The sequence below is a fragment of the Brevundimonas naejangsanensis genome, assembly GCF_003627995.1.
In the GTDB taxonomy this organism is placed as follows: domain Bacteria; phylum Pseudomonadota; class Alphaproteobacteria; order Caulobacterales; family Caulobacteraceae; genus Brevundimonas; species Brevundimonas naejangsanensis_B.
Genome location: NZ_CP032707.1, coordinates 1,937,368 through 1,963,924, shown reverse-complemented (window position 1 = coordinate 1,963,924; position 26,557 = coordinate 1,937,368). Strand labels below are relative to the sequence as shown.

The 26,557-nt window shown below is 69.8% G+C and carries 27 protein-coding genes; 18 read left to right on the top strand and 9 right to left on the bottom strand.

The genetic code is table 11. From position 1 onward, the window contains the following. Positions 1-57: 57 nt before the first annotated feature. Complete coding sequence (locus D8I30_RS09280) at positions 58-978, bottom strand: flagellin (RefSeq protein ID WP_121482493.1); 921 nt, start codon at positions 976-978, stop codon at positions 58-60. Then, entirely contained in the window at positions 975-3,068 is a 2,094-nt protein-coding gene (gene flgK / locus D8I30_RS09275) for a flagellar hook-associated protein FlgK (protein ID WP_121482492.1), read from the bottom strand. The genes D8I30_RS09280 and flgK overlap by 4 nt, the downstream gene beginning before the upstream one ends. A 398-nt stretch (positions 3,069-3,466) precedes the next feature. On the opposite strand from flgK, the gene D8I30_RS14780 reads away from it, so the two are divergent. The 6 genes from D8I30_RS14780 to mnmA all read left to right on the top strand — a co-directional run bounded on the left by D8I30_RS14780 (position 3,467) and on the right by mnmA (position 9,346). Beyond that, positions 3,467-4,990: a flagellar hook-length control protein FliK gene (locus D8I30_RS14780; RefSeq protein ID WP_240387201.1), complete on the top strand. Its 1,524-nt coding sequence runs from the start codon at positions 3,467-3,469 to the stop codon at positions 4,988-4,990. Between the two features lie 2 nt (positions 4,991-4,992). After that, a complete protein-coding gene (locus tag D8I30_RS09265) occupies positions 4,993-5,739 on the top strand; it encodes a flagellar hook assembly protein FlgD (RefSeq protein WP_121482491.1) in 747 nt (248 codons plus the stop codon). A 12-nt stretch (positions 5,740-5,751) separates the two neighbouring features. Continuing rightward, positions 5,752-7,233 (top strand): flagellar hook protein FlgE, encoded by a 1,482-nt coding sequence (gene flgE, locus D8I30_RS09260; RefSeq protein ID WP_121482490.1) that lies wholly within the window; start codon positions 5,752-5,754, stop codon positions 7,231-7,233. A gap of 187 nt (positions 7,234-7,420) precedes the next feature. After that, complete coding sequence (locus tag D8I30_RS09255; protein WP_121482489.1) at positions 7,421-7,705, top strand: DUF1153 domain-containing protein; 285 nt, start codon at positions 7,421-7,423, stop codon at positions 7,703-7,705. A 68-nt stretch (positions 7,706-7,773) separates the two neighbouring features. Then, positions 7,774-8,106, top strand: coding sequence for a hypothetical protein (locus D8I30_RS14430; protein ID WP_162938849.1), 333 nt, complete (start codon positions 7,774-7,776; stop codon positions 8,104-8,106). A gap of 73 nt (positions 8,107-8,179) precedes the next feature. Continuing rightward, positions 8,180-9,346 carry a tRNA 2-thiouridine(34) synthase MnmA gene (gene mnmA / locus D8I30_RS09250; RefSeq protein WP_162938927.1) on the top strand — a complete coding sequence of 389 codons (1,167 nt, stop codon included), beginning with the start codon at positions 8,180-8,182 and terminating at the stop codon, positions 9,344-9,346. Positions 9,347-9,380: 34 nt separating this feature from the next. Here mnmA and D8I30_RS09245 read toward each other — a convergent pair whose 3' ends face one another. Then, positions 9,381-9,875: a winged helix-turn-helix transcriptional regulator gene (locus D8I30_RS09245; RefSeq protein WP_121482488.1), complete on the bottom strand. Its 495-nt coding sequence runs from the start codon at positions 9,873-9,875 to the stop codon at positions 9,381-9,383. A gap of 165 nt (positions 9,876-10,040) precedes the next feature. Between D8I30_RS09245 and D8I30_RS09240 the strand changes: the two genes are divergently transcribed. From D8I30_RS09240 to D8I30_RS09225, 4 genes are all read left to right on the top strand, one after another. After that, entirely contained in the window at positions 10,041-10,877 is an 837-nt protein-coding gene (locus tag D8I30_RS09240; RefSeq protein WP_121482487.1) for an acyl-CoA thioesterase, read from the top strand. Between the two features lie 73 nt (positions 10,878-10,950). After that, on the top strand, positions 10,951-12,141 hold the full coding sequence (locus D8I30_RS09235) for a thiolase family protein (RefSeq protein WP_121482486.1): 1,191 nt from the start codon (positions 10,951-10,953) through the stop codon (positions 12,139-12,141). A gap of 52 nt (positions 12,142-12,193) precedes the next feature. Next, entirely contained in the window at positions 12,194-12,706 is a 513-nt protein-coding gene (gene eco, locus D8I30_RS09230; RefSeq protein ID WP_240387200.1) for a serine protease inhibitor ecotin, read from the top strand. A gap of 157 nt (positions 12,707-12,863) precedes the next feature. Next, a complete protein-coding gene (locus tag D8I30_RS09225; RefSeq protein WP_121482485.1) occupies positions 12,864-13,199 on the top strand; it encodes a VOC family protein in 336 nt (111 codons plus the stop codon). A gap of 3 nt (positions 13,200-13,202) precedes the next feature. Here the strand turns inward: D8I30_RS09225 and D8I30_RS14575 are convergent, their stop codons facing one another. The 3 genes from D8I30_RS14575 to thiE form a co-directional block, all read right to left on the bottom strand. Next, on the bottom strand, positions 13,203-13,832 hold the full coding sequence (locus tag D8I30_RS14575) for a hypothetical protein (RefSeq protein ID WP_205570686.1): 630 nt from the start codon (positions 13,830-13,832) through the stop codon (positions 13,203-13,205). A 46-nt stretch (positions 13,833-13,878) separates the two neighbouring features. Further along, positions 13,879-15,558, bottom strand: a complete 1,680-nt coding sequence (locus D8I30_RS09215) for a sensor histidine kinase (RefSeq protein ID WP_121482484.1) — start codon at positions 15,556-15,558, stop codon at positions 13,879-13,881. A 64-nt stretch (positions 15,559-15,622) separates the two neighbouring features. After that, the gene (gene thiE, locus D8I30_RS09210) at positions 15,623-16,282 is read right to left on the bottom strand and encodes a thiamine phosphate synthase (protein ID WP_121482483.1); all 660 of its coding nucleotides are present in this window, start codon (positions 16,280-16,282) and stop codon (positions 15,623-15,625) included. 132 nt (positions 16,283-16,414) lie between these two features. On the opposite strand from thiE, the gene D8I30_RS09205 reads away from it, so the two are divergent. The 5 genes from D8I30_RS09205 to D8I30_RS09185 all read left to right on the top strand — a co-directional run bounded on the left by D8I30_RS09205 (position 16,415) and on the right by D8I30_RS09185 (position 20,323). After that, positions 16,415-16,600: a (2Fe-2S)-binding protein gene (locus tag D8I30_RS09205; RefSeq protein ID WP_121482482.1), complete on the top strand. Its 186-nt coding sequence runs from the start codon at positions 16,415-16,417 to the stop codon at positions 16,598-16,600. 165 nt (positions 16,601-16,765) lie between these two features. Further along, a complete protein-coding gene (gene bfr / locus D8I30_RS09200) occupies positions 16,766-17,266 on the top strand; it encodes a bacterioferritin (RefSeq protein WP_121482481.1) in 501 nt (166 codons plus the stop codon). 262 nt (positions 17,267-17,528) lie between these two features. Further along, positions 17,529-18,095, top strand: a complete 567-nt coding sequence (gene efp / locus D8I30_RS09195) for an elongation factor P (protein WP_121482480.1) — start codon at positions 17,529-17,531, stop codon at positions 18,093-18,095. Between the two features lie 132 nt (positions 18,096-18,227). Beyond that, on the top strand, positions 18,228-19,034 hold the full coding sequence (locus D8I30_RS09190; protein WP_121482479.1) for an inositol monophosphatase family protein: 807 nt from the start codon (positions 18,228-18,230) through the stop codon (positions 19,032-19,034). Between the two features lie 248 nt (positions 19,035-19,282). Next, a complete protein-coding gene (locus D8I30_RS09185) occupies positions 19,283-20,323 on the top strand; it encodes a glycerophosphodiester phosphodiesterase (RefSeq protein ID WP_121482478.1) in 1,041 nt (346 codons plus the stop codon). Positions 20,324-20,457: 134 nt separating this feature from the next. Here D8I30_RS09185 and D8I30_RS09180 read toward each other — a convergent pair whose 3' ends face one another. After that, positions 20,458-22,314 (bottom strand): ABC transporter transmembrane domain-containing protein, encoded by a 1,857-nt coding sequence (locus D8I30_RS09180; RefSeq protein WP_121482477.1) that lies wholly within the window; start codon positions 22,312-22,314, stop codon positions 20,458-20,460. Between the two features lie 132 nt (positions 22,315-22,446). On the opposite strand from D8I30_RS09180, the gene rpmE reads away from it, so the two are divergent. Next, positions 22,447-22,671 carry a 50S ribosomal protein L31 gene (gene rpmE, locus D8I30_RS09175; protein WP_121482476.1) on the top strand — a complete coding sequence of 75 codons (225 nt, stop codon included), beginning with the start codon at positions 22,447-22,449 and terminating at the stop codon, positions 22,669-22,671. Positions 22,672-22,823: 152 nt separating this feature from the next. Beyond that, on the top strand, positions 22,824-24,380 hold the full coding sequence (locus D8I30_RS09170; protein WP_121482475.1) for a L,D-transpeptidase family protein: 1,557 nt from the start codon (positions 22,824-22,826) through the stop codon (positions 24,378-24,380). A gap of 172 nt (positions 24,381-24,552) precedes the next feature. On the opposite strand, the gene D8I30_RS09165 is transcribed toward D8I30_RS09170, so the two are convergent. Both D8I30_RS09165 and D8I30_RS09160 read right to left on the bottom strand, forming a co-directional pair. Then, positions 24,553-24,957: a DUF1465 family protein gene (locus D8I30_RS09165; RefSeq protein WP_240387391.1), complete on the bottom strand. Its 405-nt coding sequence runs from the start codon at positions 24,955-24,957 to the stop codon at positions 24,553-24,555. A 224-nt stretch (positions 24,958-25,181) separates the two neighbouring features. After that, positions 25,182-25,385, bottom strand: coding sequence for a DUF1192 domain-containing protein (locus D8I30_RS09160; protein ID WP_121482474.1), 204 nt, complete (start codon positions 25,383-25,385; stop codon positions 25,182-25,184). 104 nt (positions 25,386-25,489) lie between these two features. Here D8I30_RS09160 and D8I30_RS09155 point away from each other — a divergent pair, with 104 nt between their 5' ends. Then, positions 25,490-26,461, top strand: a complete 972-nt coding sequence (locus D8I30_RS09155; RefSeq protein WP_121483474.1) for an NAD(P)H-quinone oxidoreductase — start codon at positions 25,490-25,492, stop codon at positions 26,459-26,461. Positions 26,462-26,557: the final 96 nt, after the last annotated feature.

Below are 26,557 nucleotides of genomic sequence, written 5' to 3'. Positions count from 1 at the left end.
AGCTTCGTGAACGTCGCCGGGCGGTTTTCGTTCAGGCGGAGGTCAGGCGGCGGCGCCTCAGCGCAGATAGTCGAGCAGGGAGACCCGGCGCAGTTGGCTGATCACCTGGGCCGAGGCCTGGAGGGCGACCTGGGCCATTTCCAGCTCGGTCACCGCCTCGGCCATGTTGGCGTCCGTCTTGCCGGCCAGGATGGTGTCGACCGAAATCTTGCGCGCCTCCTGCGACTCCAGCAGGCGTTCAACCCGATTCTGCATCCCGCCATTGCGGGCCTGCAGCTCGACCACGCCCTTCGCCGCCGCCTCGAAGCGGCCCATCTGGGTGGTCAGGAAGGCTTTCTGGGCGTCGCTCATCTGGCCGTCCAGCGGCGTCGTCTGGTGCTCAAGTTGTATGTCGCGGAAGATGGCGAACAGCTCCTGGCCCATGGCGTCCGCCAGGAAGCCGGTGTCCAGGGCCACGTTTTCGTCCAGCCAGGAGGTCTGCCTCAACTGGTCGTTGCCGAAGGCCGAGAGCGCGTCCGGCAGGGCCGCCAGATCGGCCAGGGTCGCAACCTGGACCGGCGCCTGGTCGATCGCGCCTCCGGCGAACAGGAACTTGCCCTGATGCTTGGCGTTCAGCCCGTCCTGAGCCTCCATGAACAGGCTCTCGAGCGTGCTCACGAGCGCGTCCATGCGCCCGGCGGCGATGGCGTCGGCCAGGGCCTTGCGCGCCTCGGTGGCGGCGTCGGCGACACGGCCCATGGCCAGGTCCTGGGTCTCCAGCCGGGCGGCGACCGACGTGTTGGTGTCGATGAAGCTCTGGATGCGGGTCTGGCTGGACTTCAGCGCGCTGACCGTCTCCGCCCCTCGCCCGAAGCCGACCAGGTCGGTGGCGTTCTTCTGGGTGTTGACCTTCTTCTGCGCCGCCTCGGCTCGCGACTGGGCCGACATCAGGTCCAGCAGGGCCGATTGATAGTTTCCATAGGTCGATACGCGGGTCATCGCACCATTCCCAGCAGGATGTCGTACAGGTCCTTGGCCGCCTGGACCATGCGGGCCGAAGCGTTAAAGGCTTGCTGATAGGTGGTCATCAGCACCAGCTCCTCGTCCAGATTGACGCCTTCGACGGAGACGCGGCGCGCCGTCGCCTCCTTGGCCAGGGCCTGGGCGCTGTGGGCGCTGTTCTTGGCCATCGAGGCCCGGCTGCCGATCTCGCCCGACAGCTCCGACGCATAGCGCCCCACCGACATGGAGCCCCCGGCCGCCCCGCCCGCCGCTGAAAAGGGCGAGGCCCTCTGGTCCGCGCCGGCCAACAGACGGCCGCCGCGCGCGTCGTTCCGACTCACCACCGCCACGCCCGGCGCGACCGTCAGGTCGACCTGGCCCAGGGCCATGCGGGCCGGGTCGCGGGCGATGTCGGCGCGGATCGAGAACGCGTCCGATCGCGAGGCGCGCGTCCCGCCCAGGCCGAACAGGTCGCTCATCGACACGCCCGAGGGAACCTGGATCGTGCGGTCCTGCAGCACCGCGAGGGTCGCGCCCGTGCCGGGGCGCGGGGTGAAGACCATCTCGCCCGATGCGCTCAGGCTGAAGGTCCCCATCCGCCCCGCCCCCGTCGCCGGGTCGTTCAGCGCCGCCAGCAGACCGGTCATGTCGCCGGCTCCGCCGGGCACGGCCACCTCTATGTCGCGCAGCTTGACGCCCGATGCGTCGCTGAAGCGGAAGGTGATGGTCCCGCCCGGCGTGAATCCGTGCGACGACGCCGGGGCCAGGCCCGTGTCATAGATCGCCGGACGCTGGGTCGTGACCAGATCGTTGAGACCGAAATAATGGGAGAAGCCGCGCCCCGCCTTGTTCGTGGGGGCGGCCGGATCGTCGGCTACAGCCACGCCGTTGGTTCCGGCTCCCTGGATCGACAGCCGCCCATCGACGAAGCTGGCGCTGCCGAACGCGCCCAACTGGGCGTTCAGGTCAGCCAGGAAGGTGGCCGGGTTCACTGTCGCGAAGTCCAGGTCCACCCGGTGCAGGGCGACGCCCTGGCCGTCGGTGATGACAATGGACGTCTTGCCGGTGAAGCCCGCCACCGCCGTCTCCAGCGTCTGGCCGACATTGCGCCCGGTCAGGCTGTTGGGCGGCGGCGCGGCCGAGGAGGCGTTATGCGCCCGGTTCAATTCATCAGACAGGCGCGTCATCAGCTCGGCCAGGCGTTCGGCCGCCGCCGGAGCCTCGCCGTCGCGCAACTCCAGCAGCCCCTTGATCTCGCCCGAGGTCAGCCCCTCGGCCAGGGAACGCGGCCTGCCGGCCGGCGGCTCGATCACCATCACCTCGTTGAACACCGTCTCGGACGAAACGGCGCCCGCCCGGCCGTAGTCGAGCCGAGCCGCCCCCTGCCCCGCCAGCAGGATGCCGGCGCCGGTGCGGATCTCGACCCCGCCGACGCCCCGGCCGGTGATGCGGATGTCCATCAGGCCCGACAACTGGTCGATCAGCGCCGCCTGGGCGGTCTGCGCGCCAGAGGCGTCGGCGTTGACCACCGTGGCCTTGGCGATCTCGACGTTCAGCTTCTCGATCTGCTCCAGCAGGGCGTTGGCCGTCTCGACCGCGCTCTTGATCCGGGCGTCGGCGTCCTCGCGCACCGACTGGATCTGGGCGGCGATGCGGGCGGCGTCGTCGAACAGTCCCTGCGTCTTCCAGAGGGCTTCCTGGCGCAGAGGATTGGAGGTCGCATTCTCGGCCGAGGCGGCGAAGGCGGCGAAGACGTTGTCGATCTGAGAGAAGAAGCCGCTGTCCGCGCCCGGATCGCCGAACAGCGACTGGATGCGGTCATAAAGTTCATAACGCACCGTCTGACGCCCCGCGTCGGCGCTGGCGTTCAGGCTGGCGGCCTGCAGGAAGCGGTCGGTGGCCAGGCGGATGCGCGCGATCTCGACGCCGGCGCCGACGCCCTGACTGACCCAGGATTGCTGGTCGGCGATCTTGCGGACATAGCCGGGCGTGTTGACGTTCGAGACGTTGTCCGAAACCACCCGCAGCTGCGTCTGGGCCGCGTTCATGCCCGAGGTGGCGATGTTCATGATCGACGTCAGGGACATCAGGCGTCTCCTCTCGGTCCAGCCACGGGCGCGCCGCCCGGCAAGGCTTGCAGCCGTCCGCGCAAATCTTGCCCGGCGTTCTGAGCAGGCTTTCTAGCCATCTCTTTGATTTTATTAGACATCGGCATTCGGCCCTTGTGCAGTCGTCCAGCAGAGGCGCAAGCGGCGGGCCAAGTCGCCCGGCGCCGCCCACGCCCGGCAAAAAGCGACGGGCGCGGCAAGAAGCGCCCGGCGCCCGGCCCCTATGAACCGCCCCAAAACCACACACATTAATCAGCAATATCATACGGTTATCGCCGCCATCGCCAGTTGGCCCGCCGTTTGCGACGGCCCTGTCGAATGACCCGGGCGCAGCAGGCGCCGCCTCCATCTCCCTCGTGAAAGCGCCTGCCGCCGCCATGTCCGCGCATAGCGTCCTGTCCGTCCTGATGCCCGTCGCCGTCCCCGGCGCGGGCGGCGACGCCTCCGCCGAGGGGGCGGCGCCCGACGGCCTGTTCGCCGCCCTGGTGGCCGAGGCCAGCCCGGCTTCCGTCCCTGCGCCGGACGCGACCGCCGCCGAAACGCCCGCGCTCGCTTCGCCCGACGCCGCGGGGGAGTCGAGCGAGACCGCCTATCCCGCCGCCCTGCCGTTCTGGCCGGTCGCCGCGCCTGCGTCCCTGGCGACGCTCCCCGCCGCGCTCGACGGCGGCGATGCTCTTTCGGACCCGTCCTCGCCCGCCGCCTCGGCCCCTGTCCTGGAAGCAGCGCCCGTCCCGGCCGACGTCGAGGTCCCCGTCGCTTCGGCCCCGGCCGCTACAACGGCTCAGCCCGACGCCGAGGCGCCCGCCTCCGCCCAGCCCCAGGCCGCGACGCCGCAGCCGGGCGCGCCTCAGCCTCCACCCCCGGCCCGGCCCGGCGCCGTCATCACCCCGGCCGCTCCGGCTTCTGCCGAGGCGCCGTCGCCCGCGCCGCGGCCACCGGAGACGGCCGCCGGGGCTATCCCCGCCGCGCCTCCGGCCCGCCCGGCTGAAAACCGCGCCGTCAACGCCGCCCTGGCCGCCGTGGCTGCGTCGAGCGCCCCCGCCCGACCGCAGCCGACGATGGGTCTGGACGACGCGCCCGACGCCGTCGCGGAAGGCGAAGAGCCGCCCGCGCCCGCCGCCCCGACCGCTCCACGCGCCGCGCCGTCGTCGCAGCCGCCGCCGTTACCCTCGACCTTGACCGCCGCGCCCATGAAGGTCGATGCGAACGCCGCCCAGGAGCCGCGCTCCGGCTCGGAGCCCGCCGCCCGTCCGAACGCAGCCGCCTCGCCTAAGGCCGGCGCTACGATCAGCACTACGGCCAACGCCCCGGCCAGCGCGGCTCAGGCCGACCCGGCCGCCGCCGCGATCTCCTCGGCCGCGCCCGACACCCCGTCCACGGTCAACGGCGAGGCTCCGCCCCCCGCCCCCGAGGCGCAGTCCGCCTCGAGCGCTCCGCGTGATCTCGGTCTGTCCACGCTGTCGCGCGCCACGGTCGAGACGACGGCTCAGATCGCCGCCCGCATCCTGAAGACGCTGGACGGCCGTTCGACGCGCTTCGACATGGCCCTGACGCCCGAGGAGCTGGGCCGCGTCGACGTCAGTCTCGAAATCGACAGCGACGGCCGTCTGACGGCCCGCCTGGCCTTCGACAATCCGGCCGCCGCCGCCGACCTGCGTGGCCGGGCCGACGAATTGCGCCGCCAGCTTCAGGAAGCCGGCTTCCACCTGGCCGAGGACTCGCTGGAGTTCGCCGAGCGCGATCCGTCCTCGAACTTCGGCGGCGGCTTTGAGCGCCAGCCCGACCGTCGCGCCTTCGCCGGAGCCGCCCGCCTGGCCGCCGAGGCCGACGCCGCCGTGCCGCCGCCCGGCGCCTGGACATCCCTTTCCCTGACGCCTGACCGCGTCGATCTGAAGGTCTGACGATGGTTGACGCCGTCTCCAACAGCAACGCCGCAGGCCGGGTCAACGCCGGGGGCCAGATGCTGGCCTCCAACTTCCAGACCTTCCTGTCACTGCTGACCACCCAGCTCAAGAACCAGGATCCGCTGTCGCCGGTCGATTCCAACGAGTTCACCGCCCAGCTGACCCAGATGGCGGGCGTCGAGCAGCAGCTCCTGACCAACGACCTCTTGACCAGCCTGCTGAAGGCCCAGCAGGGCGACGGCCTGACGGGCGCCGCCCAGTACATCGGCAAGGACGCCACCGCCGTCTGGGCCGCCACCCGCTTCGAGGACGGCGAGGCCAGCTGGAGCTATGAACTGGCGGCCGACGCGACCAACGCCACGCTTCAGGTCCTGGACGCTTCGGGCAAGGTGGTCTGGAGCGGCGAGGCCCCCGACAAGACCAACGGCCTGCATGACTTCAAGTGGGACGGCAAGACCACCGGCGGCGGCCAGGTCGACGACGGCGGCGTCTATACGTTGAAGGTCGTCGCCAAGGACGGCGCGGGCAAGGACGTCGACGCCCAAGTGCTGATCCGCGGTCGCGTTACGGGTGTCGAAATGTACGACGGCACGCCCTTCGTCATCGTCGGCAAGTCGATCATGCCGGTCTCCAGCCTGATCGCGCTGGAGGAGCAGAAGGTCGCCGCCAAACCCGATCCCGAGGAGGACGCCGGCGCGCTCAACGCCCTCGCCTCCCGCCTCAACCCTCTCAATCTTCTCTCGTAAGGAACCCCCGCCATGAGCATCAACGGCGCCATGCTGGCCGGCGTGTCCGGCCTGACCGCGAACGCCGCGGCCCTTTCGACGATTTCGCAGAACATCGCCAACGTGAACACCGTCGGCTACAAGCGCGCGTCGACGGAATTCTCCACCGTGGTCAACGCCCAGACGGCGGGCGTCGGCTATTCGGCCGGGGGGGTCCAAGCGGCGGCCCGCCACTTCATCAGCCAGGCCGGGCAACTGCAGCGCACCAGTTCGGCCACCGACCTGGCCATCGCCGGCCAGGGCTTCTTCGTCGTGACCGAGAAGTCCGAGAACCTGACCCTCTCGGACGCGCGCCTGTTCACCCGCGCCGGGGCCTTCAAGATCGACGACCTGGGCTATCTGCAGAACACCTCGGGGCTGTACCTGCAGGGCTGGCCGGTGGCCGCCGACGGCACGGTCAACAGCGACCCGTCGGACATGAGCCGCCTGCGCACCATCAACGTCGGCTCGGTCGGCGGCGCCGCCGAACCGACCACCCGCGTCAGCCTGAACGCCAACCTGAAGTCGAGCCAGGCGATCAATGAATCGGCCCAGGTTCCCCTGCCCGCCGGCGCCACCGCCTATGACCCGGCGACCCACTCCATGTCGATGTACGCCACCGACCCGGCCACGGGGGTGAAGCCCGACTTCGAGATCACCGTTCCGGTCTCCGATTCCAAGGGCGGCCAGCGCAACATCACCATCGCCCTTCTCAAGAGCGACGTCGCCAACGAGTGGTACGCCGAAATCCGCGCTCCGGCGGGCATCGTGACCGACCTGGGTTCGCCGCCGAACCCGGCCGATCCGACCACGGCCTTCGGCCTGCTGCGCTCGGGCCGCATCGCCTTCACCCAGGACGGCCGCCTGGACGTCGCCACCATGCAGGGGTGGCCGGCGGGCACCGGCCTGTTCGACGACCCGACCAATGCGGTGCTCAGCATCGGCGCGTCCGACGGCACCGCGCCCGCCGGCCCGGTCCCTCCGGTCGGCAACTGGGATCCCTCGCTGGGCATCGCCGCCCAAACCATCACCTTCGACCTGAACGCCTCGGCGGGCGGCCTGACCCAGTACGACAGCACCTCGATCGTCCAGGCCACCTATACGAACGGCACCGCCTTCGGGAACCTGACCGAGGTCAAGATCGACGAGACGGGCTTCGTCACCGCCATCTTCGACAACGGCGTCATGCGCCGCATCGCCCAGGTCGCCCTGGCCACCTTCCCCAGCGCCGACAGCCTGACCGAGGTGTCGGGCAACGCCTTCCGGGTCAGCCAGAACTCGGGCACCTACAACCTGAAGGCGCCGGGCACGGGCGGCGCGGGCCTGCTGGGCGCCCAGCAGCTGGAGGCCTCGACCGTCGACCTGTCGACCGAGTTCACCGGCCTGATCACCACCCAGCGCGCATACTCGGCCTCGTCCAAGATCATCACCACCGCCGACGAGATGCTGGCGGAACTGATCAACATCAAGCGCTGATCGGCCAACGGGAATCCATGAGTAAGGCCGCGTTAGACTCGATGAATCCTTCCTTTCCCCGGCGCCGCGCGCGCCAGGGGCGTCGGATGCGTCTTAGCCATTCCTTCACCACGACGCTTAAACGCCCCTTAGCGGGGGCGGGCCTAGCCTGCGCGTCTATGGTGGTGGTGAAAGAGGCTTAAAGCCCATGCTGCAAGAGCGACGCCTTAACAATAACGGCGAACAGTACGTGGTCGGCCCGACGGGCACGCCCCTGACCCTGCGCGACCTTCCGTCGCCGGAAACGAACCGCTGGGTCATCCGCCGCAAGGCCGAGGTGGTGGCCGCCGTGCGCGGCGGTCTGATCAGCCTGGAAGACGCCCTGGCGAAATACCGCCTGACGGCGGAGGAGTTCATGGCCTGGCAGAAGGCCATCGACAAATGGGGCATGCAGGGCCTGCGCACCACGCGCATCCAGAGCTACCGGGACTGAGCTTCGGCTTGACCCATGATCACGGGCCGCTCCTGATGGAGCGGCCTTTTTCATGTCTGGGGGGAGGAATGAAACCGCCGATCCTGATCATCGCAAGCGCCCTGGCGCTGATGGCCGGGTGCGCGAGCCCTCGTCCTGCCTCCTCCTGCACGCCGCAAGAGGTCGTCGTCTGGCTGGAATGCCTTGGTGCGAACGACGCCCCCGCCACGCAATGCGAGATCGTGAACGCTCCGCCTCCGCCCTGCGGCCAGGCCGAAAAAGCCATCGCCTTCGGTCACACCCAGGTGCTTCGTTCTCAAAATTCCGCCCCGCATTGGTTCCGTTTCTTGGTCAAGGTGGAGGCGGACGGAACCACAAGTCGCCATCCCTCGGCCGCCAGGCCTCGAAATCGCGCGCCTTAAGGCCTAAATGGCGGCGATGACCATGGACGCCCTGACCGACGACATCCTCTGCCCCGTTCCCGACATCGCCCCCATGTCGCAAGCCGACATGGACGCCGCGATCGAGAGCGTGCGACAGGCCGTGGGCCTGCCGCAGGGCGCGCGCGTGGTCGCCGCCATGTCCGGCGGGGTGGATTCCACCGTCGTCGCCGCCCTGCTGCACAAGGCGGGCTATGACGTCGTCGGCGTGACGCTCCAGCTCTACGACCACGGCGAGGCGCTGAAGAAGAAGGGCGCCTGCTGCGCCGGCCAGGACATTCACGACGCCCGCCTGGCCGCCGACACGATCGGCATCCCGCACTACGTCCTCGACTATGAAAGCCGTTTCAAGGACGCGGTGATCGACCAGTTCGCCGACTCCTATCTGAAGGGCCAGACGCCGGTCCCCTGCATCCGCTGCAATCAGACGGTGAAGTTTCGCGACCTGCTGGACGTCGCCCGCGATCTGGGCGCTGAGGCGATGGCGACCGGCCACTACGTCCGCCGCGCGACGCACGGCAACCGCTCGCAGATGCGCAAGGCGGTCGATCATTCGCGCGACCAGTCCTACTTCCTGTTCGCCACGACGCAGGATCAGTTGGACTATCTGCGCTTCCCCCTGGCCGATCTGGAGAAGCCCCAGGTGCGGGGCGTGGCCGCGTCGCTGGGTCTGCGCATCGCGGCCAAGCCGGACAGCCAGGACATCTGCTTCGTGCCGACCGGCGACTATCGCACCCTGATCGACCGTCTGCGGCCGCAGGGCCGCGAGGCCGGCGACATCGTCCACATGGATGGTCGGGTGCTGGGTCGCCACTCGGGCATCACCGACTACACCATCGGCCAGCGCCGGGGCCTGAACGTCGCCGTGGGCGAGCCCCTGTTCGTGGTCAAGCTGGACCCTGAAAAGCGCCAGGTCATCGTCGGCCCGCGAGAAGCCCTGCTGACCGCCAGCCTGACGCTGGAGGAAACCAACTGGCTGGGCGACCAGGCCACCATCGAGGAAGCCGCCCGCGACGGCGCCCCGGTCCTGGCCCGCGTCCGCTCGACGCGCCAGCCCTCCCCCGCCCGCCTGGCTTTCCAGGACGGCGCGGTCCAGGTCGTGTTCGACCAGGGCGAGGAAGGCGTCGCCCCCGGCCAGGCCTGCGTCCTCTACGACCAGGCCGACGACGAGCGCGTCCTGGGCGGCGGCTTCATCCAGTCGACGACCGCCGTCCTGGCCTGATCAGGTCACGCGAGGTTGAATCTCCGGCGGCCTTTTACGCCGCGTCGTCCTTGCCCGGCATGACCTCGCCCACCGTGGCGCGGTTCTCGGCGAAGACCACCTCGACGTCGCGCGGGCGGACCATCTCGTTGCAGCAGCCGCAGGCGATGCGGGGCTGCAGGTCGTGGCCGCAGGTCTTGTGGCGCAGGATGATGCCCGACGGCTCCTCGCCGTACACATGCTTGGCGCCCCAGGCGTTCAGGGTGACCAGGACGCCGTACAGGTCCTTGCCCTTGGCCGTCAGCACATATTCGTTGCGCGGCGGACGCTCGGAATAGGGGCGCGGCTCCAGCACACCGTGACGCACCAACGACTTCAGCCGCGCGGCCAGGACGTTGCGCGCCACGCCCAGCCGTTCCTGCCATTGCTCGAAGCGGGTGACGCCGTTGAAGGCGTCGCGGATGACCAGCATGGTCCACGGGTCGCCGATCACCTCGAGGGTGGCGGCGACCGAGCAGCTCTGGCGCGAATAGTCGGCGGTGCGTCCCATGCGACGGAAAGTGACCCCACGTCAGGCTTTTGACAAGGGTTGCCAATCGCGACGGAGTCAGTCAGTTTCTATTCAATACGGACATGACCCGCCCCGGCCGTGTCCTTCCCTCGACTCGGAGGCGGCGCCGTCGCAGGCTCCGCCTCCGCTTTTCGATGTTGAGTCATGACCGAAGCCGAGTTGATCCGCGCCGCCTTCCGCCTCACGCCCGAGGAGGAAGGCGTCCTGGCCGCCCATCTGTCAGGCGACTTCTCCAACGGCCCGGTCAGCGCTCCGCCCGAGGCGGGCTTTCCCTTCGGCGGCCTGCTGGCGGCCCTGTGCGCCGGCGCCATGCGGCAGGGGCTGGGCATCGCGGCGCCGCTGCGCAGCCTGACGGTCCAGTATCTGGCCGCCGCCCGCTACGGCCAGCCGCTGCAGTTCCGTCCGCGCCTGCTGCGCGGCGGCCGCAAGGTGGCCTACGCCGTGGTCGAGGGCGGCCAGGGCTCGAAGCTGACCCACCACGCCAGCGCCACCTACGGCGCCGACGGCCAGACGCCCGCGGCGCTGACGCCCCTGCTCGCCCCGCCGCCCTCGCTGGCGTCCCTGGCCGACGCGCCGGGCGTCAGCGGCCCCATGGCCCCGCGTTTCTCGCAATTCGTCGACTATCGCTTCGAGAACGGCCCCAACATCCTGGGCGGCAACGAGGGCAAGCCCGTCGTCGAGCGCGTGTGGATGCGGGTGAAGGACGGCGCGCCGCTGGACGAGCTGCGGATGTGCTACCTGCTGGACGCCCTCTATCCGCCCGCCTGGACGGCGTTCAAGGCCCCGCCGATGATGACGACGGTGGACCTGCGCTGCGACTTCCTGGCCGACCCGACGCCGCACACCGCGCCCGACGGCTGGGCCTTCTTCGAATACCGCCTGCTGGACCACGGCCTGGGCTGGTCAGTGGACGAGGCCGTCGCCTGGGGCGCCGACGGCCGCCCCCTGGCCCTGGCCCGCCAGCGCCGCAAGCTGCTGTAGGCCGCGCCGCTTGCCAGCAGCCCTTCGCCTCCCCTAATCCCCCGCGAAACGATTCACTTTGGAAACGCCCGCCATGACCGCCGCCGCCGATCCCGTCGTCATCTGCTCCTTCGCCCGCACGCCCATGGGCGGCTTCCAGGGCGCGCTGTCGCCGGTGAAGGCCACCGACCTGGGCGCCGTCGCGGTCAAGGCCGCCGTCGAGCGCGCAGGTGTCGCGCCTGAAAAGGTCGAGCAAATCTTCATGGGCTGCGTCCTGCCCGCCGGCCTGGGTCAGGCCCCGGCGCGTCAGGCCGCCATCGGCGCAGGCCTCGGCAAGCACGTCGAGGCGACGACGGTGAACAAGATGTGCGGCTCAGGGCTCCAGGCGGCCATGATGGCGCACGACGCCCTTCTGGCCGGCACGGCCGAAGTCATCGTCGCGGGCGGCATGGAGTCCATGACCGGCGCCCCCTATCTGATGAACAAGCACCGCGGCGGCGCCCGCATCGGCCACGACGTCATCGTCGACAGCATGATGATGGACGGCCTCGAGGACGCCTATTCCCCCGGCAAGGCGATGGGCGTCTTCGCCGAGGATGCGGCCGCCCAGTATCAGTTCACCCGCGAGCAGATGGACGAATACGCCATCGAGAGCCTGACGCGCGCCAAGGCCGCCATCGCCTCGGGCGCCTTCAAGGCCGAGATCGTCCCGGTCGAAGTCGCCACCCGCAAGGGCCCGGTGACGGTCAGCGAGGACGAACAGCCCGGCAAGGCCGACGCCGCCAAGATCCCGACGCTGCGCCCCGCCTTCACCAAGGACGGCGCCATCACCGCCGCCAACGCCTCTTCGATCTCGGACGGCGCCGCCGCCCTGGTCATGACGCGCGAGAGCACGGCCAAGGCCTTGGGCCTGCCCATCGTCGCCCGCGTGGTCGCCCACGCCGCCCACGCCCATGAGCCGGGCCTGTTCACCACCGCCCCGGTCCCCGCCATGCAGAAGGCGCTGAAGAAGGCCGGCTGGTCGGTCGAGGACGTGGACCTGTGGGAAGTCAACGAAGCCTTCGCCGTCGTCGCCATGATCGCCCAGCAGGAGCTCGGCATCGACCGCGCCAAGCTGAACGTCAACGGCGGCGCGACGGCCCTGGGCCACCCCATCGGCGCCTCGGGCGCGCGCATCCTGTCCACCCTGCTGGCGGCGCTGCAGGCGCGCGGCGGCAAGAAGGGCGTGGCCTCCCTGTGCATCGGCGGCGGCGAAGCCGTGGCCATGGCCGTGGAACTGCCCTGATCATGTGGCGTTCTCCGCGGTCACGCTAACCTTGGCCGTGGAGACCTCCCCCTTGAAACTGCCCGCCTTTCTCTTCGTCGGCGTCGCCGCCCTCAGCCTGTCCGCCTGCGCCACGGCCCAGGCCGAGGGCGCCATGTCGGAATCCTCGCCCGTCGCCCAGGCCGGCGCCGCCGACGCCCTGAAAGCCTTCCCGGCCGCGACGGCGGGCCAGACCCGCCACGTCATCACCCTGCCCGCTCAGACGGACGAAAGCGCGCTCAAGGTCGAACTGATCCTGGGCAAGACCCAGACGGTGGACTGCAACCGCAAGGCCTTCGGCGGCCGTCTGGAGACGCGCACGGCCGAGGGCTGGGGCTATGACTACTACGTCCTGCCGGCCCTGGGGAACGCCGCCAGCACCCTGATGGGCTGCCCGCCCGGCTCGGAGCACGAGGCCTTCGTGGCCACGCAGGAACAGCCGCTGATCCGCTACAACTCGCGCCTGCCCGTGGTGGTCTACGCCCCGTCGGACGTCGATGTCCGCTATCGCGTGTGGCGCGCGGGCGAGACCCAGACGGCGCACTGATCCCCGCCGTCCATTGAGATCAGACGCGGGCGTCGGTCGGATTCGGCCGGCGCCCGTTTCGTTTGCGGGCTCGGCGCCGTCCCCATGCAAACCCTTGCAGGTTTGCGCGGAGCCGCTCGTCGTGCCAGCGTTCGCAACTGCTTCGGAGAGAGACGCCATGCGCGAAGACGGCAAGCTGGATTACCTCGAACTGCCCGCGACCGACCTCGTCGCGCACAAGGCCTTCTACGCCCAGGCCTTCGGCTGGAGCTTTCAGGACTACGGCCCGGACTATGCGGCCTTCAACGAAGGGCTGGACGGCGGCTTCGCCCACGACGCCATGACGCCCAAGCCCCTGCCGATCCTCTACGCCCACGACCTGGAAGCCATGCAGACGAAAGTCCAGGCGGCGGGCGGGGTGATCACCCACCCCATCTTCGCCTTCCCCGGCGGGCGGCGCTTCCACTTCCGCGACCCGTCCGGCAACGAACTGGCGGTCTGGTCGGAGAACTAGGCCCTATTTCGGGTCCACCGTCTGGGCGATTCGCTCGGCCTCGTCGCGCTCGGCGCCCTCCAGGCTCATCAGCCAGACGTGAATCTCGGCCGGGTCGCCCGAGCGCTGGAACAGGTGTTCCATGGCCACCCGACGCTCGCCCTGCGGCGTCACGACGGAGACCCGCCCCCCCGCCGTCACCCGCTCTCCGTCATAGATGGGAAACTGCGACGACGGCCCGGCGTAGATCATCAGGTAGGTCTTGCCCGCCTTGCGCGCCGAATAGATGCGCGCGCCCGGTGCGGCGCGGCCTTCGACCAGTTGGAATCCCGTCGGCAGGTCCATGCGGAACGGCAAGGCGGCGCGATCCGCGGCGCTCAGGGCCCTGGGCTCGATCGCCGGCGCCGCCGGAGCCGTCTGCGGGGTCGATGCGGCCGGCGCCGCAGGCGGCGGGGCGGCCGGGGAAGCCCCCGCCGACGGCGCGGCGGCGGACGGGGAAGGCGCGGCGGCTGGGGCTCCCCCGTTCAACCGGCGGGTCAGTTCCTCGATGCGGGCGCGCTCGGCGGAATCCTGCTGAGCGGCGGCAGCGGCGGTCGCGGACAGAGCGACGGGCGCGGCGATCAGCGTCAGGGCGGCGGCGAATGCGGCTTTCATGGCCGCGACATTGGCGGCGCCCGCCCTGCCCGGTCAAGCCGCGGCGTCAGGCGCCGGGCAACTCCACCCAGAAGGTCGCGCCCTCGCCCGGAGCCGAGACCACGCCGATCTCGCCGCCCTGAAGCTCGATCAGCCGCTTGGCCAGGGTCAGGCCGACGCCGTGCCCCTCGATCGTCGACCGCTCCAGGCCCAGACGGTTGAAGGGTTCGAACAACTGGGCCTGCTTCTCGACCGACAGGCCCGGCCCCCGGTCGACGACATCAATGCGCACGCGGTCGCCGCGCCAGGCCGCGCGCAGGAGAACCTGCCCGCCCGAGGCGCCGTATTTGACGGCGTTGCTGGCCAGGTTGCCGACCACCTGGGTCAGTCGCTGGGAATCAGCTCGGGCCACCAGGGCGTCGCCGACCGCGACGACCTCGATCCTCATCGCCGCCGCGTCCGGATTCAGCAGCAGGCTGCGGCGCACGTCCTCCAGCACGCCCACTACCTCCGTGGGCCGCAGGTCGACCTTGACCGCCCCGGCCTCGGCCCGCGCCACGTCGAGCAGATCATGGGTCAGGGCCTCGACCTGGCGCGCCGTCTTGACCAGCATCTGCGCCATCTCGACCTGGCTGGGGGTGGTCGCGCCCAGTTGGCCGCCGGCCCACAGCTCGCCGATGCCGATGACCCCGCCGATGGGGCTCTTGATCTCATGGGCGACGTTGGCCAGCAGGCGCGACTTGGCGGCCGAGGCGCGCTCGGCGCGCGCCCGGCCCTCGCGGGCCCGCTCGGTAAGGCGATCGCGTTCCTCCAGCAGGGCCGCGACCATGACGATCGGCATATAGCCCAGCAGCACCAGAAGTTGCCCCAGAAGGGCCCGCTCCTCGGGCGTGAAGCTGTAATAGGGGCCGTTCCCGGCCATGGTCCCGCCGATGGCCATGACCGCCACGATCAGCAGGGCCCAGGCGATCCCGATGACCCGGAACCTCACCGCCATGATCACCAGCAAGGGCAGCAGCAGAAAGCCGTAGGGCAGGCTCAGGCGGGAAAAGATGGCGTAGCAGGCCGCGACGATCATCCCGATCAGGAAGAGGCCCTCGGCCAGTCGAACCGGTCGGCGCAGGATGCGCATATGCGATCGCCGCAGCGTCAGGCCGAAAACCCCCAGCACGGCGAAGCCCAGGGCGTGACCCGTCCACCAGATGCGCAGGGAATCCAGCAGGTCGGCGCCGACCATCATGTCCAGCGCCACCGCGCTGAACAGAGCCGCCGGCAGGGGGGCCACGGCGCAGATGGTCAGGAATCGCGCCAGGCCCTCGACGCTGTCGACGTGCAGGCCGGTCACCAGCCGCCGCGTCAAGACCACCGCCAGGGCGATCTCCATCAGGTTGGCGACCGTGAACATCAGCGACAGGGCCGGGCCGTTGCCGACCAGGAATTCGCCCGCCAGCACGCCCGCCGCGATCAGCACGCCGAAGCCGCAGTCATAGGCCAGGCCGCGACCGCCGCGCAGCCACAGCGCCAGGGCCAGCCCGCCCGCTCCCCACAAGGCTGCGACCAAGCCGTTGGTGCGAGCGAACCCGATGGCCAGCACCACTAGAACCGTCACGCCCATGGCGGTCAGGATCGGCGCCAGGGGCTGGCGGAAAAAGGTCGAGTTGGCCTGCGGCGCCGGAGCCGCAACGGGCGCCTGGCCCGTCGGCTCCGCGACGGCTTCAGTCCTTTCGAGCGCGCGGCTCATCGTCATGGTCGGGTCCGGTGTGCGAAACTGCCGACCGACCCTGCCCCACCTTCCTAAACATCCTCTGAAGTCAGGCCGCGCCCGCGAGGGCGGCGTCAAAGGCCCGCATCGCCGCCGCCGGTCCCTGCGGATAGGCCCAGACCCCCGCGCTGACCGCCACGAAATCCGCGCCCGCCGCCGCCAGTCCGGCCGCGTTCTCGACGGTGATCCCGCCGATGGCGACGCAAGGGACCTCCATCGTCTCCTGCCAGATGGTCAGGATCTCGGGCTCGGCGCGGTGGACGACCTCCTTGGTCCCGGTCGGGAAGAAGGCGCCGAAGGCCACATAGTCGGCGCCCGCCTCGGCGGCTTCCATGGCCAGGTGGCGGCTGTCGTGGCAGGTGACGCCGATCATGGCGTCCGGCCCCATGATGCGCCTCGCCTCGGCCAGGGAGGCGTCGTCCTGCCCCACATGCACCCCGTCGCAGCCGGTCGCCCGCGCCAGGTCCGGCCGGTCGTTCAGGATCAGGGCGACGTCATGCGCCCGGCAGATCGGCCCCAGCCGCTCCACCGCCCGCACGATCTCGGCGTCCGGCACGTCCTTGAGCCGGATCTGCAGGGCCGCCGCGTCGCCCGCCGACAGGGCCGCCTCCAAGTCAGCCGCAAAGGCCTCCAGGTCGGGAATGGCGGGCGGGGTGATCAGATACAGCCGACAGGCCGGGCGGGACGGAATTTGCGGTTGACGAGCCATGCCCCCGCCCTGCCCTCCGCGCTCGCCCCCGTCAATGTCGACGGCGCACGGCGACGGTTATGAGAATGATTTGCACCCGCCCTAATAAATGCTATAGCGAGCCATTCTCAGCGTTCTCTTTGGGACCCTGCCTTGTACGTCTGCAACTGTAACGGTCTTCGCCAGCGTGACGTCGCCCTCGCCATCGAGGCGGGCGCCAGCCGTCCCAAGGACATCTTCGCCAGCCACCAGTGCGCGCCCCAGTGCGCCAAATGCGTCTGCGAAATGCGCCAGATGATCCAGGAGCAGCAGACGGCCTTCGCCATCGCGGCCGAATAAACGCGCTTTTGAAAGCGGATTTCACTCGCATTATCAATGCAGTGATAAGAACTCGCAAATAATCAACGGCGTTCAAGCCGTGCTATAAAGGTCGTCACGGGCGGTCGAGAGGTCCCGGCGTCGCGTCGACGCCGTCTCCGCCGCCGCTTTTTGAAGGACACGACCATGAAGGGCGATCCCGCGATCATCCGCACCCTCAACGCGGTGCTGACCAACGAGCTGACGGCGGTGAACCAGTACTTCCTGCACGCCCGCATGTTCGAGAGCTGGGGCCTCAGCCACCTCGGCAACGTCATCTACGAAGAATCGATCGGCGAGATGAAGCACGCCGACATGCTGATCAAGCGCATCCTCTTCCTGGACGGCCTGCCCAACCTGCAGGACCTGCACAAGCTCAAGGTCGGCGAGGACCCGATCGAATGCCTGGGCGCCGACCTGCAGCTCGAGATCGACAGCCGCGCCACGACGCGCGACGCCGTCACCCAGTGCGAGGAAGCCCGCGACTACGTCAGCCGCGACCTGCTAATGAAGATCCTGGCCGACACCGAGGAGCACGTCGACTTCCTCGAGAACCAGCACAGCCTGATCAAGCTGATGGGCGCGCAGAACTATCTGCAGTCGGCGATGAAGGAAATCACCACCGACGGCGCCGCCACGGGCGGCTGAGGCCCCCTCACCTTCCGTGCCGTCATCGTCGGGCTTGACCCGACGATCCAGCCGCACTGCCGTTTGACAGCACATCCTTCCCGGCCCCGCTTGCTGGATGCCCGGATCAAGTCCGGGCATGACGGCGTCGGGGAGAAGCGGCCGCCTTGCGCCCCCCGCCATTGCCCTTTTTGCCCGTATCCTCTAGGGCTCGCGGCGATTTGGAGCGCCCCGCCCCGGCGGCAGGCGCCCGCCAGCCCTGCAACGAGCCCTACGGTTCTCCATGAAAATCAACGCCAACACCATCAAGCCCGGCATGGTCCTGCAACACAATGGCGGCCTGTGGGTCGTCACCAAGGCCAGCCACGTCAAGCCCGGCAAGGGCGGCGCCTTCGCCAACGTCGAGGCCAAGAACCTCGAGACCGGCAACAAGCTGAACGAACGCTTCCGCTCGGAAGACAAGGTCGAGCGCGTCACCCTGGAGCAGCGCGACTACTCCTACCTGTTCGACAACGGCGACACCCTCGTCTTCATGGACGACGAGTCCTATGAGCAGATCGAACTGCAAAAGGGCTGGGTCGGCGAAGACCGCATCCCCTACCTGCAGGAAGGCATGAAGGTCGTCATCGAGTCGCACGAAGATCGTCCGATCGGCCTGGAGCTGCCGGAACAGGTCGTGCTCGAAGTCGTCGAGACCGAGCCGACCGTGAAGGGCCAGACCGCCTCGTCGTCCTACAAGCCGGCCAAGGCCTCGAACGGCATCCGCGTCATGATCCCGCCCTTCATGTCGGCGGGCGAGAAGATCGTCGTCGACACCTCGACCGGCGAATACGTCCGCCGCGCGGACTAAAAAACACCGCCTTTCCCGGCCAAGGTCGGGCAAGTTAAGACTACAGGGGCGCGGATGGTCCGCGCCCCTTTTGCTTCTCCGTCCATCCGGGCCACAGGCCTTTTGAGGATCGACGGATCAGGAGAACCGCCAATGGCCCTCGCTTCCGCCCTGCTCCAGGTCATGATGGACGCCGTCCGCAAGACCGCCCGCCCGATGCTCCGGGATTTCGGCGAGGTGTCCCAGCTCCAGGTGTCCCGCAAGGGCCCCGGCGACTTCGTCACCGCCGCCGACATCAAGGCGGAACAGACCCTGTTCGAACTGCTGCTGAAGGCCCGCCCCGGCTACGGCTTCCTGGGCGAGGAACGCGGCATGATCGAGGGCACCGACAAGACCCACACCTGGATCGTCGACCCGATCGACGGCACCACCAACTTCATGCACGCCATGCCCCACTTCGCCATCACGGTGGGCCTGGAGCGCAAGCACCCCGACGGCACGTCCGAGATCGTGGCCTGCGTCACCTACAACCCGGTCATGAACGAGATGTTCTGGGCCGAAAAGGGCAAGGGCTGCTACCTCAACGACCAGCGCATCCGCATCGCCGGCCGCAAGGACCTGGCCGAGAGCCTGATCGCCACCGGCCTGCCCTTCATCGGCAAGACGGGCCACGGCCAGGCCATCAAGGACATCCACGCCGTGGGCCAGCGCGTCGCTGGCATCCGCCGTCTGGGCGCCGCATCGCTGGACTTCGCCTGGGTCGCGGCGGGCCGCTACGACGCCTACTTCGAGCGCAACCTGCAGCCGTGGGACGTGGCGGCGGGCATCCTGCTGGTCACCGAGGCCGGCGGCGTCGTCACCACCATCGACCAGGACGGCGACCCGATGACCGGCAAGCAGATCGTCGCCGGCAACGCCGACATCCAGGCCAAGCTGCGCAAGATCCTGCGCGAGGCGTAAGGCATACACCCCTCTCCCGATGGGAGAGGGCTTGAGCCTCCAAGAGCGGAGCGATTGGCTACGGCGAAAGGGTGAGGGTTCGCCGGCCAAGTCGGCGTTAGCCGTCACTCGGCGCTCGAACGGATACCTCAGCCCCTCACCCTTTCGCGCAAGAACGACGGCTGCGCCGCCGTGCGCTCAAGCCCTCTCCCGCCGGGAGAGGGTCACGCGATCACGCGCCTGTCACGCCCGGCCCCTACCCTTCGCGCATGATCGCCGCCATCCTGACCGCCGTCCTCCTGTCGTCGAGCCAACCGGCCATGTCCGCTCCCTCCGCCAAGCCTACCGTCATCGCCCACCGCGGCGCCTCGGGCGAGCGGCCGGAGCACACCCGCGCCGCCTATGAGTTGGCGATCGGACAGGGCGCGGACTTCATCGAGCCGGACCTGGTCATGACCCGCGACGGCCACCTGGTCGTCCGCCACGAGAACGAGATCGGCGAAACCACCGACGTCGCCGACCACCCCGAGTTCGCCGCCCGCCGCACCACCCGCGAGGTGGACGGCGTGGCCATCCCCGGCTGGTTCACCGAAGACTTCACCCTGGCGGAACTGAAGACCTTGCGCGCTCGCGAGCGTCTGCCCGCCCTGCGCCCCGCCTCGGCCGCCTTCGACGGCCAGGAGCCGATCCTGACCTTCGAAGAGGTCGTCGCCATCGCCCGCGACGCCAGCGCCCGCATCGGCCGCGTCATCGGCGTCGCGCCCGAGCTGAAGCACCCCAGCCATTTCGCCGCCCTGAACCTGCCGATGGAGGACGCCTTCGTCGCGGCGCTGGAGCGCCACGGTCTGACCGGCGCGGACGCACCCGTCCTGATTCAGTGCTTCGAGGTCGGGACTCTAGAGCGGCTGGCGGCGCGCATCGACGCGCCGCTGCTGCAATTGATGCAATCGAGCGGCGGCCCCGCCGACCGGCCCGGCGCGGCCTATGCCGAGATGGCGACGCCGAGGGGACTGGCCGAAGTCGCCCGCTACGCTGACGCCATCGGGGTGCAGGATCTGATGGTCGTACCGCGCGATGACGCGGGTCGCGCGCTGGCCGCCTCGTCCCTAACGGGCGACGCCCATGCGGCGGGCTTGAAGGTCGTGGTCTGGACTTTTCGGGCCGAGAACCTGTTCCTGCCCGCGCAGTATCGCAGGGGCGCAGCGCCCGCCGACCACGGCGACCTGACGGGGTGGCTGAAGACGATCTACGCGCTGGGCGTCGATGCGGTGTTCAGCGATTTTCCTGCGATTGCCGTAAACGCGCGCTGACGCCTTTCCTCCCCATGCAATGGGGAGGGGGACCGCGAAGCGGTGGAGGGGCCGGGACCGCGGAACCAAGCGGCCCCTCCGTCACGTCGCCTACGGCTCCGCGCCACCTCCCCATTGCATGGAGAGGAGAACGTTTACGTCCCCTGGAACTGTAGCTTGGCCAGACGCGCGTACAGCCCGCCCTTGGCAGTCAGTTCGGCGTGCGTCCCCTCCTCGACCACCCGGCCGCCGTCCATAACGACGATGCGGTCGGCGCGCAGCACGGTCGCCAGACGATGGGCGATAACCAGGGTGGTGCGTTCGGACATGGCCTGATCCAGCGCCGCCTGCACCAGACGCTCGTTCTCGGCGTCGAGCGCGCTGGTCGCCTCGTCCAGCAGCAGGATCGGCGCCTCGCGCACCAGGGCCCGCGCGATGGCCAGACGCTGGCGCTGGCCGCCCGACAGGCTCTTGCCGCGCTCGCCCAACGGCGTGTCGAAGCCTTCCGGCAGGGCGTCGATGAAGCCCAGGGCCTGGGCCTCGGCGGCGACGGCGCGGGCTTCCTCCAGCGTGGCGGCCTCGCGGCCGAAGCGGATGTTCTCCAGCGCCGAGCCCGAGAACAAGGGCGCCTCCTGCGACACCCAGGCGAAGCGGTTGCGCACCTCGACCGGATCGGCGGCGCGCACGTCCACACCGTCCACCGACACCAGGCCCGACTGCGGGTCATAGAAGCGCAGCAGCAGGCGGAAGACCGTCGACTTGCCCGCCCCCGACGGCCCGACCAGGGCTACGGTCTCGCCCGGCCGCACGGTCAGGCTGAAGCCCTTCAGCGCCGGCAGGTCGGGACGCCCCGGATAGGCGAAGTCCACGGCCGACATCGATACCTCGCCGCGCGGCGGCTGCGGCAGGGCGACGGGGTTCGTCGGCGGGGCGATGGCGGGCGTGGCGCGCATCAGCTCGTCGATCCGCTCCATGGCGCCGGCGGCCTTCTGAACGTCGCCCCAGCTTTCGCCCAGCGCCCCCACGGCGCCCGCCGCGAACACCGACAGCAGAACGAACTGCAGCAAGGCGCCCGGCGTCATGGTTCCGGCGATCACGTCCTGCGCCCCCAGCCACAGCACCAGGGTGACGCCGCCGAACATGACGACGATGATCATGGCGGTCATCACCGCCCGCGCCCGCATCCGCTTCAGGGAGACGCCGAAGGCCTCTTCCACCGCCGCGCCGAAACGGCCGATGGCGCTCTTTTCGCGACCGAAGGCTTGGACGGTCTCGATGGCGTCGACGCTCTCGCCGGCGAAGCCCACGGCCCCGGCGAAGGTGTCCTGCGACTTCACCGTCAGCTTGCGCACGATGCGCCCGAACAGGAACAGGGGCACGATCAGCACCGGCACGATCAGCAGGACGAAGCCCGTCAGCTTGGGGCTGACGAAGAACAGCAGGATCACCCCGCCGATCAGGGTCAGGAAGTTGCGCAGCGCATAGCTGATCGAGGTGGTCAGCAGGGTGTCGACCAACTGGACGTCTGTGGTCAGGCGCGACAGCACCTCGCCCGTCCGCATATGGGCGAAGAAAACCGGGTCCAGGGTCAGGATGCGCTGGAACAGGGCCGTGCGCAGGTCGGCGATCATCCGCTCGCCCGTCTTGGTGACGTAGAAGTAGCGCAGGGCCGTCGCCAGCCCCAGCGCCACCGCGTTCAGCCCCAGGATCAGGAACCACAGATTGATGTCCTGTCCGCCGTTGTCGAAGCCCTGGTCGATGGCGCCGCGCGCCGTCGCCGTCAGGCCCAGGGACGCCACGGTCGAGGCCAGCAGCCAGACCACCGAGATGGCCGCGTCCGTCTTGTGTCGCGCGAGGAAGGGCAGCAGGCGGCCCAGAGGGCGAATGTTGCGGCTCTTGGCCCGCTTGCCTCCGGCCTCGTCCATCTGTTCGGCCAGAAGGGCGCCGGCGCCGGGACGGCCGCTCGGCCGGCCGGAAGGCTGGGCATGACGTTGGGGATCAGCATGGGTCATGGCCGCGCTCTTGCCCCGGAACGCCCCTCGGTGTAAACGCCGCCCCTCGCTCCCGTCGCCTGTCGCGGCGGGATTCTCTAATTACGCGCAGTGACGGTCGGCATCGTCGTCGCGCAGAGACGGACCAGATCGATGAAAGCGGACACGCACCCCGACTACCACTTCATCACTGTTGTGATGACCGACGGCACCTCCTACCAGACCCGTTCGACCTACGGGAAGGAAGGCGCCACGCTGAACCTGGACATCGATCCGACGTCGCACCCGGCCTGGACCGGCGGCAACCAGCACCTGATGGACCGCGGCGGCCGCGTCTCGCGCTTCACCAACAAGTTCGGCGGCTTCCTCAAGAAGTAAGCCAAGGCTTGTGCGACACGTTCGCCACAAAAGCGTCGGCCTCCGGGCCGGCGCTTTTTTGTTGCCCGGATCGCCGGTAATATGAGCGCGTTCGATCTTTCTGGGCGCGGGCGCAGGGTCCGGCCGATTTCGGACCGTATGAGTTGCAGAGCATGAATCGACGGGAATTGGGCCTTGGCGTCGCCACGACGACCCTGAGCCTGGGGGCGGCCTCGGCGGCCCTGGCGCAGACGCGGCCCGTCGACCCCCAGGTCTTCATCGCCGGCTTCGACGCCCAGGCCGCCCGCCTGCCCGCCGACCAGCAGGCTGACGTCCGCGCCGTCTATCAGCTGACCGGCGGCAAGCCGATCTGGACCGCGGAGCGCCTGCGCGTTCTGCAGGAAATCGCCGCCGGGGCCGAGCGCCACGGCCTGCCCGCCGGGGACTTCTTCGACTTCGTCGGCCTGGCCGCCGACCGGGACACGGCCGAGATTCGCACCACCGCCGCCGCCCTGGCCTACGCCCGGGTCCTGGCCCAGGGCCGCGTCCAGCCCGAGACGGTCGAGGAGCTTTGGGAGATGCAGAAGAACAGCGTCGACCTGCCGCGCGGCCTGGTCGACGCCGTGGCCGCCAACCAGCTCAGCCAATGGTTCGACGGCCTGGCGCCGACCGATCTGGGCTACACGAACCTGTCCGCCGGCTACGCCCGCTATCGCCGCATCGCCCGCCAGGGCGGCTGGCCCGCCTTCCGCCAGGGCCCGACCATCGAGCCGGGGACCAGCGACGCGCGCATCCCCGCCCTGGTCGCCCGTCTGGCCGCCGAGGGCGACCTCAGCGCCGCCGCCGCCGAGCGGCTGAAGGGCAACCTGGCCTACGGCTCGGAGCTTCAGCAGGCGGTCCGCAGCTTCCAGACCCGCCACGGCCTGGGCGTCGACGGCCGCGTCGGCCCGGCCACCCAGCGCTCCCTGACCGCCACGGCCGAGGATCGCGCCCGCCAGATCGCCCTGAACCTGGAGCGCCGTCGCTGGCTCAAGCGCGAGCTGAACCCGGAGCGGATCGAGGTCAACACCGCCGCCGCCATCATGGTCTATTGGAAGGACGGCAAGCCGGTTCACTCCAACCGCGTCATCGTCGGCACGGCCGAGAATCAGACGCCCAGCCTGGAGCGCCCTTTCGCCTCGGTCGTGGCCAATCCGCCGTGGACCGTGCCCATGGGCATCGCCCGGCGCGAGATTCTGCCCAAGGGCCCGGGCTATCTGGCCGCCAACGACATGTACGTCACCAAGGACGGCTGGGTGGTGCAGCGCGCCGGGCCCCAGTCGTCGCTGGGCTATGTGAAGTTCGAGCTGCAGGACAGCTACGCCATCTTCCTGCACGACACCCCGGCCAAGCACGCCTTCGACCTGTCGGTGCGCCAGCGCAGCCACGGCTGCGTGCGGGTGCAGGGCGCCGTCGAGTTCGCGCGCCTGCTGCTGTCGCCCGACCCGGCGCGCCTGGCGACCTTCGACGAGGCCCAGGCCAGCAGCGAGACCAAGCGCGTGACCACCGGCCGCGACATCGGCGTGCGCCTGCTCTACTGGACCGCCTTCGTCGACGGCCAGGGCCGCGTCGCCTTCCGCGAGGACGTCTATAAACGCGACGCCAAGCTGGCCGAGGCCCTGGGCATCGCCGTCAACCTGCCCCAGGTGGTGGCCGACGCCCCGATCGACCCGGACGAAGTGACGCCGTAGGGGCCTGCTTTTCTCCTCCCCACTGGGTGGGGAGGGGGACCGCGTAGCGGTGGAGGGGCTTGGACGGCGGAATCGGGCGACTGAGAAGCCAGGACAGCGGCCACCAAGCGACCCCTCCGTCTCGTCGGCTGCGCCGCCGATCCACCTCCCCACTGGGTGGGGAGGAGAAGGCTTATCCGAACGCCGCCCTCAGCATGTCCATCTGGCTCTGCACCGGGTTGGCGGGAGCCTCGGCAGGCTCGACGTACATCTGGCGGTCCAGGTGCAGCACCCGGTCGTAGAGCTTCTCGGCCCGGACCGCGTATTCGATCAGGGCGATGGGCAGGTCGTGGCGGCGCGGCTCCGTCTCCATGCGGCGGTCGGCCAGGCGATAGCGCGGGTCCGCGGCGGCCTCGGCGCTCATGTCCTGCTCGCGCACGGCGCGCTGCACCAGCAGCCAGGAGGCGATCTGCATCAAGCGCGTGGTCAGCTTCATGCTCTCGCCCGCATAGGCCAGGGCCGCCGCGCGCGACAGCAGGCGCGAATCCTGCCGCCCGTCGCCGTCCAGATAGGCGGCGGTCTCCTCGACCAGCTCCATCCCCTCGCGGAAGGTGCGCTCGAACAGCTCCGAGCGCGCGAAGTCCAGCACTTCGGCGCTGGCGAGGCCCTTCTGGGTCTGATCGGCTTCGATGGCTGTCACCGGGGTCTATCCATGATTGTCATGCGTCCGCTGGAACTCACACGGACGGAATCTGCAATCGTCATGCCACGGAACGCGAACACACGGGAGAGCCAGGGCCAAACGGCCCCCAAAGGATGTCGTCAGCGGAAGTTGAACAGGGCGTCGGCGGCGCTGCGCTGCGACGACTTGCCCTGGATCGCCGCGCGGGCGCGGGCGATCTCGGCCTCCAGGGCGGCGATTCGCTCCTGCAATTCGTCCACGGCGTAGAGGTCCAGGTCCTCGCGTCCCAAGGCGGCGATGGCCTCGCCCCGCCGCGGCCGCGGCTCCAGATCTTCGAAACTCATCCTCGCCTCCTTGGCCACAGCCCTCGCGAACCCCTATGAAAACGCCGCATTGATACGGAATGCAAGCGAGGGAGCCGGCCATGGCGATGACGCCCAACCCCACCATGCGGGTGATAGAGATCGACGGCGGCCAGGGATCGGCCGAAGCCCTGCGCCCGGCGCAGCGTCCCCTGCCCGCGCCCGGACCCGGCGAAATCCGCATCCGCGTGCGCGCGGCGGGCGTGAACCGTCCCGATATCGTCCAGCGCGAGGGCCGCTATCCGGCCCCGCCGGGCGCTTCGGACATCCTGGGGCTGGAGGTCGCGGGCGAGGTCGAGGCAGTCGGCGACGGCGCCGCGCGCTGGGCCGTCGGCGACCGGGTGTGCGCCCTGCTGGGCGGCGGGGGCTACGCCGAGCACGCCGTGGTCGACGCCCGCTGCGCCCTGCCGATTCCCGACGACCTCGACTTCATCCAGGCCGCCGCCCTGCCCGAGACCGCTTTCACCGTCTTCGCCAACGTCTTCGAGGGCGGCGGGCTGAAGGCGGGCGAGACCCTGCTGATCCACGGCGCCACCAGCGGCATCGGCGTCATGGCCATCCAGATGGCCAAGGCGGCCGGCGCCCGCGTCATCGCCACCTCGCGCGGGGCCGCCAAGGCCGAGGCCGCCCGCGCCCTGGGCGCCGACGTCAGCCTGGACGCGACCCGGGACGACCTGGCCGCCGCCATCAAGGCCGAGGGCGGCGTCGACGTGGTGCTGGACATGGTCGGCGCCGCCTACGCCGATCTGAACCTGAAGGCGCTGAAAACGGGCGGCCGCTGGGTGGTGATCGCCACCCTGACGGGGGCCAGGGCCGAGATCGACCTGGCCCGGCTGATGGTCAAGCGCCTGACCCTGACCGGCTCGACCCTGCGCAGCCGACCAGCCGAAGAAAAGGCGCGCCTGGCGGCGGCCGTCGAGGCCAGGGTGTGGCCCTGGATCGTCGCCGGAGCCGTCCGCCCCCAGGTCGAGGCGACCTTCCCCCTGGACCAGGCCGCCGCCGCCCACGCCCGCCTGGAAGCCGGCGCCCACGTCGGCAAGATCGTGCTCGTGCCGTAAGCGCCCTCCCCCTCGATGGGGGGAGGTTTGGGTGGGGGTGGAGGCAGGCTGGTTCCCATAAGGGCGCAGGAGACGCCGCCGGGTCTCCTGCGCTCC